At 46.4% G+C, this 4,298-nt stretch carries 5 protein-coding genes and 1 pseudogene; 3 read left to right on the top strand and 3 right to left on the bottom strand.

Features of this window, described 5'->3' with window-relative positions; all coding sequences use genetic code 11:
• Positions 1-207 precede the first annotated feature (207 nt).
• Complete coding sequence (locus tag DWV73_RS12605) at positions 208-828, top strand: flavodoxin family protein (protein WP_107001909.1); 621 nt, start codon at positions 208-210, stop codon at positions 826-828.
• 27 nt (positions 829-855) lie between these two features.
• On the opposite strand, the pseudogene DWV73_RS12600 reads toward DWV73_RS12605, so the two are convergent.
• From DWV73_RS12600 to DWV73_RS12595, 3 genes and pseudogenes are all read right to left on the bottom strand, one after another.
• Positions 856-1,167 (bottom strand): annotated as a pseudogene (locus DWV73_RS12600) (Uma2 family endonuclease); the annotation flags it as partial.
• Between the two features lie 195 nt (positions 1,168-1,362).
• On the bottom strand, positions 1,363-1,500 hold the full coding sequence (locus DWV73_RS12895; protein WP_182429790.1) for a hypothetical protein: 138 nt from the start codon (positions 1,498-1,500) through the stop codon (positions 1,363-1,365).
• A gap of 43 nt (positions 1,501-1,543) precedes the next feature.
• Entirely contained in the window at positions 1,544-2,530 is a 987-nt protein-coding gene (locus tag DWV73_RS12595; protein ID WP_181986269.1) for a LysR family transcriptional regulator, read from the bottom strand.
• 270 nt (positions 2,531-2,800) lie between these two features.
• Here DWV73_RS12595 and DWV73_RS12590 point away from each other — a divergent pair, with 270 nt between their 5' ends.
• On the top strand, positions 2,801-3,376 hold the full coding sequence (locus DWV73_RS12590) for a chromate transporter (protein ID WP_117796894.1): 576 nt from the start codon (positions 2,801-2,803) through the stop codon (positions 3,374-3,376).
• A gap of 15 nt (positions 3,377-3,391) precedes the next feature.
• Positions 3,392-3,949, top strand: a complete 558-nt coding sequence (locus tag DWV73_RS12585) for a chromate transporter (protein ID WP_117796893.1) — start codon at positions 3,392-3,394, stop codon at positions 3,947-3,949.
• The last annotated feature ends 349 nt before the right edge of the window (positions 3,950-4,298 follow it).

The raw sequence follows: 4,298 nt of genomic DNA, 5'->3' as shown, positions 1-4,298 counted from the left end.
TGCCAAGGTCGAGGCCGCGGGTTCGAGTCCCGTCTCGCGCTCTTTTTTATTATTGCGGAAGCTTTGATTCATCAGGGTTTCCGCTTTTTTGCATTTTCATTTTTATGTAGACAGTTGTAGACACTTGAAGACAATATATACGCTTACAGACTGTTTAAAAGCAATTTGTTGGAATAAATGTATCGCAGAGTAAAAGGAGGAAACCAAATGAGCAAGGTATTAATTCTAAACGGAAGTCCACGTGTAAACGGCAACACATCCATTGCCATCCGGGAAATAGAGAATGTATTTCGAAATAGTGGGGTAGAGGTAACAACCATACAGATTGGAAATAAAGATATCCGGGGCTGTATTGCCTGTAACCAGTGCAGCAAAATTGGAAAATGTGTGTTTGATGATATCGTAAATGAACTGGCACCTCTCTTTGAGGCGGCGGATGGTCTGGTGATTGCCAGTCCGGTCTACTATGCATCGGCTAATGCGACGCTGATTGCCTGTCTTGACCGCTTGTTTTACAGCACGTCCTTTGATAAGAGCATGAAGGTGGGTGCCAGTGTAGTCTGTGCACGCAGAGGTGGCTGCTCAGCGACTTTTGATGAATTGAACAAATTTTTTACCATCAGCAATATGCCGATCGCATCCAGCAGATACTGGAACAGTATTCACGGCTGTGAGAAAGGGGAGGCAGAGATGGATGAGGAAGGCAAGCAGACGATGCGGATGCTTGCAAAGAATATGACATTTCTTATGAAGTCCATCGAGCTTGGCAAGAAAGAATATGGTCTTCCGGAACAGGAGGAGCGGACGGCGACGAATTTTATTCGGTAAGTTTAAGGGAGTCAGAGCATTTTTGATAATGTAGTCCATGCGCCGGCTGGATGGAGATACGATTTCGAAAATGAGATCGGGAGCGCCGGAACAGCCGCGGTCGGTCAATTTATTCGGATCACAGATAAGAGAGATATCCGGCTCAACCCAATCTTTATCATCCGCATCCAGATTGACAGCGAAAGGAGGCGGATAAACGCGGCATTCTCCGCCGTTGGACTCGATATAATTTCCAAGAAGGCGGGAAATCTGGTAGGAAATTTCCTGATAAATCCGGCTCGGAGGTGCCATATTATAAAATTGCCCGTCGATCAGCTTTGCACGCTGTCCGTCGGGCAAATTCCAGTAATCTTTTAAATATAGGTATACCTATAGCTAAAAGTATATTACAGGAAGAAATTATTTTCAATCATCCGTACGTATTCGCAACCAATCCCAGATAACCTCAGCGTCGTATCAGGTCATATGGATAATGATGACCTGATAATCGCGAACCGTCTCATACGGAAGTTTACCGGAACCGTCATGCATCCATCACAGGAAAAGGCTGTAGCGGACGATGGCATACTCTAACGCGATCCCCTGCATCTGTAGAATCATATCTTCCAGTCCGCTGCCTGGTTCCAGTAGAGCGGAAAAGAACGCATTTGCCAGAAAATGACGAAGAGGCATCTGAGAGAGCACCGATGCATTTCGAAATTTTTCCCAGGGTAGTTCAATATCGCAGATCAGTGAGCGTAGCTGCGGGAGAGCCCTTCGGAAAACTTCTGTGGACAGGATATGTATGAGGGAAGATTCCCGGGGGATTTTGAGCGGAAATATGGTTGGATGGCAAAAGTTCACGCGCCATTTGGACAAAATCCTGCATGACAGGAGACAGAAACTTGCTCTGATGCCACGCCAGATGAACGGTATTTTGAAAAGAAAAATCCGAAAAATAGATCCGGGAAATGGCACTGAGTCTCAGCTCAGCTTCGATCATAGTGCTTGGAAGAATCGTGACGCCAAGCCCCAGGCGGACGGCTTCGAGAATGGCCTCTTGCGAGGTGCTTTCCCAGGCAGGGGTGACCTCACAGCCGGTCTGGCGGATGGCATTTTGAAATACTTCATAGGAGGTGCTGCCGACTTCGCGAAAGAGCAGCGGTTGTTTCATAAATGTATTGATGGAAACGGTTTTTCCTGCCATCGGGTGTCCCGGCGCGCAGATGGCGGTGTAGTGTTCCTGAAACAGGGGAGTCAGGGCAATCTGTTCGGAGTGGATGGTTCCGCCGACGATTGCAAGATCTAGCGCCCCATTTAAGAGCATGGCTTCCGTCTGTGCGGTCGTCTGTATATGGACCTGCGTGTGCACCTGGGGATATGTCTCTTGAAATAGCTGCATGAAACGTGGCAGATAGGAAATCCCCACGTTGGTGCTGGCACCGATGCGGAGAACTCCGCTGATTCCGGAATTGGAAAATGCCAGTTCCATTTCATCGTACATCTGGATAAAATGACGTGCATAGTCGAGAAAACGCCGCCCTTCGCCGGTAATTCGCAGACGCTGGTTGATCCGGTCGAAAAATAATGTTCCGTAGTGTTCTTCGAGCTCCCGGACGGCGGTGCTGACGGTTGGCTGCGTCAGGTAGAGATTGCGTGCCGCCTGTGTAATGCTTCCGGCGGATGCTACTTCGATAAAAATTCGGAAATGCCGCAGTGTCATGAAAACTCCTTTCCTGAATGTTTCATAAGGAGTGGGAAACATTCGTATCTGTGTGTTTGTCCTGCTTTTTGCCTGCCGTCAGAAAGGTTATTTTTGACGGCGCTGCTTTTATAGACGATCATAGATATTTTGATAAGAACTATATATAAATTATAGTAATTTTAAAATGAATTGGCAAGTGTTATAATGGGCACAGAAAAAGGAATGTTGTTTTGCGTGAAGGAGAACTGGGAGAGACAAAAGATAAAATAGAAAAAGGGGGAATGGCAGATGAAACAGAAGCATCGACTGCTGGTTTTATTTTTAAAAACACTTTATATCAGCGCATTTACATTCGGGGGCGGTTTTGTCATTGTGACATTTATGAAGAAATGTTTCGTGGATGAGCTTCACTGGATTGATGAACAGGAAATGCTTGATTTTACCGCACTGGCACAGTCCTGTCCGGGCGCGATTGCGGTAAATGGGGCAATTTTGGTTGGCTGGAAAGTATATGGGTTTGCCGGAATGGTGGTGGCAGTCATCGGAACGATTCTTCCGCCGATGGCGATTCTGGCGGTTTTATCCGTCTGTTACGCCGCGTTTGCGTCGAACATCTGGGTGGCAGCAGCACTAGAGGGAATGCGAGTCGGCGTGGCGGCTGTGATTCTGGATGTTTCCTGTGGGCTGGGAGTGAATGTTCTGAAGGAAAAAAAGCTGTATTCAATTGCAATCATGGTAATTGCGTTCCTGGCTGATTTTGTGCTGGATGTGAATGTAATCTATATCATTGCGGCGGGTATTCTGGCGGGAACGATTCGATTTATCTGGATGAGAAAACGTGAGCAGACGGCCGGTGCGGTATAGAGGGGGAGAATAGATATGATCTATATACAATTATTTTTGAGCTTTCTGCAGATAGGGCTTTTCAGCGTGGGCGGCGGCTACGCGGCGATTCCACTGGTACAGAGCCTGATTGTGGAACGACAGGGATGGATCACGATGACGGAGTTTACGAATCTTATCACGATCGCCGAAATGACGCCGGGACCGATTGCGGTCAATTCAGCAACCTTTGTCGGAATTCGGATAGCGGGACTTCCGGGGGCGGTTGCGGCAACCTGGGGATGTATTTTCCCATCTTGTATCATTGTATCGGTATTGGCATACATATATCGGCGTTACCGTGGCGGCTCTGCGATGGGAAGTATTTTAGGCAGTCTTCGCCCAGCGGTAGTGGCGCTGATCGCAGGTGCCGGACTTTCGATGCTACTGGCAGCAGTTCTTCCAGAGGTAAATGGGGAAAGGATGATCCAGTGGGGCAGTCTGGTTCTTTTTTCGGCAGCTTTTATAGCGCTCCGTAAATGGAAACTGAACCCAATTCTTGTGATGTGGGTCTGCGGCGGTGTCAGCCTGGCAGTTAAATTGATTGAGAGGTAGTATAGGAATAGGTAATAGATATAAATGAGAGTGTAGATGGAGATTGAAAGCGGTATTTATGAATGGATGGAAATGGCATCGGATTCTTTTGATTCGATGCCATTTCTGGGATTAGGGGAAATAGATGCATAGACTTCAAATAGTTAGAATATTCTAAAAAATCACAACAAAATAAAAAGAATAACAAATATAGAAAAATCGTTGACAATCCTTGGAAACTCTGGTATCATAACATACGTCCTTGAGACAAGGACGAATCAATCGAAGAAATAAGAGCGGAAACGCAAATGGGTTTCTGAGAAAGATTAAAAATAAAATAAAAAAGTTGTTGACAAAGTCAATTGCTTAT

Origin of the sequence: Clostridium sp. AF12-41 (assembly GCF_003461685.1) — a bacterium.
Taxonomy (GTDB): domain Bacteria; phylum Bacillota; class Clostridia; order Lachnospirales; family Lachnospiraceae; genus Otoolea; species Otoolea fessa.
This window is presented reverse-complemented; position numbering and strand designations above follow the sequence as displayed.

Coding starts and splice junctions, on each gene's coding strand:
- DWV73_RS12605 (WP_107001909.1), top strand. CDS start 208: ATGAGCAAGGTATTAATTCTAAACGGAAGTCCACGTGTAAACGGCAAC.
- DWV73_RS12895 (WP_182429790.1), bottom strand. CDS start 1,500: ATGCCTCTTCGTCATTTTCTGGCAAATGCGTTCTTTTCCGCTCTACTG.
- DWV73_RS12595 (WP_181986269.1), bottom strand. CDS start 2,530: ATGACACTGCGGCATTTCCGAATTTTTATCGAAGTAGCATCCGCCGGA.
- DWV73_RS12590 (WP_117796894.1), top strand. CDS start 2,801: ATGAAACAGAAGCATCGACTGCTGGTTTTATTTTTAAAAACACTTTAT.
- DWV73_RS12585 (WP_117796893.1), top strand. CDS start 3,392: ATGATCTATATACAATTATTTTTGAGCTTTCTGCAGATAGGGCTTTTC.